Genomic DNA, 1,416 nt, shown 5'->3' on the forward strand with positions numbered 1-1,416 from the left:
GGATCTGCCGCCGCCGCGCATCGGCATCTCGATCGGCGACTCGATCGCGGCGCTGCACGGCGTGATCGGCGCGCTGATGGCGCTCCATCACCGCAAGGTCAACGGCGGCGCGGGGCAGGTGGTCGACGTTGCACTGTATGAAGCCGTCTTCAACATGATGGAAAGCGTGGTGCCCGAGTACGGCGTGTACGGGATGGTGCGCGAGCGCACCGGCGCGTCGCTGCCGGGCATCGTGCCGTCGAATACGTACGCATGCCGCGACGGCAGCATCGTGATCGGCGGCAACAGCGATCCGATCTTCAAGCGGCTGATGAAGGCGATCGAGCGCGACGACCTGGCCGACGATCCCGCGCTCGCGCAAAACGACGGGCGCGTGCCGCGCACGCAGGAAATCGACGACGCGATCGCCGCGTGGCTCGCGCCGCGCACGATCGACGAGGCTCTCGTCGTGCTCAATGCGGCCGACGTGCCGGCCGGGCGCATCTACAGCGCGGCCGACATGTTCACCGATCCGCAGTTCGTCGCGCGTCAGATGATCCAGCGTTTCAAGCTGGCCGACGGCACCGACATTCCGCTGCCGAACATCACGCCGAAACTGTCGGACACGCCGGGCGAAACACGCTGGCTCGGGCCCGAGCTCGGCGAGCATACCGACGAGGTGTTGCGCGGCCTCGGCTACGACGCACAGGCGATTGCCGCGCTGCGCGAGGCGGGCGCGATCTGAGTGCGCCGAGGCCTGCGCGCTTCGCGCCGGGCCTCCCGATGAGGGTTTCCCCAAGGCGATTTTCTTTGGGCGGAAAACCCGGTCGGCCCGGTGTTTTCCCCAGCGCGCGGAACGCCGCCGCGTCGTGCGGCGGCGCACCGCGTGTCCATGCGTATACCCGCCCGTCCGCGGTGGCCGGACTGTCGCTCTCGCGCCATCTTTCCTCGGTTACAATCGCCGGATGCGAATCCTACTCAGCAACGACGACGGCTATCTCGCCCCCGGTCTCGCCGCGCTCAGCGAAGCGCTGCAGCCGCTGGCCGAGCTTACGGTGATCGCGCCCGAGCAGAACTGCAGCGGCGCGTCGAATTCCCTCACGTTGTCGCGGCCGCTGTCGGTGCAGCGCGCAGCGGGTACGGGTTTCTTCTACGTGAACGGCACGCCGACCGATTCGGTGCACGTCGCGCTGACGGGGATGGCCGACGCGAAGCCGGACATCGTCGTGTCCGGCATCAACAACGGCCAGAACATGGGCGAAGACACGCTCTATTCGGGGACAGTTGCGGCCGCCACCGAAGGCATCATGTTCGGTGTGCCGGCCATCGCGTTCTCGCTGGTCGACAAGGGCTGGGCCCGTCTGGCCGACGCCGCGCGCGTCGCCGCGGAAATCGTCGCGCACTACCTCGCGCATCCGCTGCCGGGCAACCCGCTGC

General features: G+C 68.4%; 2 protein-coding genes. Both read left to right on the forward strand.

Translation table 11 applies throughout. The features are described 5' to 3' along the window. The coding region (locus JMF90_RS36980; protein WP_201326331.1) for a CaiB/BaiF CoA-transferase family protein at positions 1 to 724 on the forward strand (724 nt) is incomplete at its 5' end. Between the two features lie 220 nt (positions 725 to 944). Next, positions 945 to 1,416, forward strand: a 472-nt coding sequence (gene surE / locus JMF90_RS36985; protein ID WP_201326332.1) for a 5'/3'-nucleotidase SurE, incomplete at its 3' end; no start/stop codon positions are given.

It is taken from the genome of Burkholderia sp. E168m23 (assembly GCF_016586125.1).
GTDB classification, from domain to species: Bacteria; Pseudomonadota; Gammaproteobacteria; order Burkholderiales; family Burkholderiaceae; genus Burkholderia; species Burkholderia orbicola.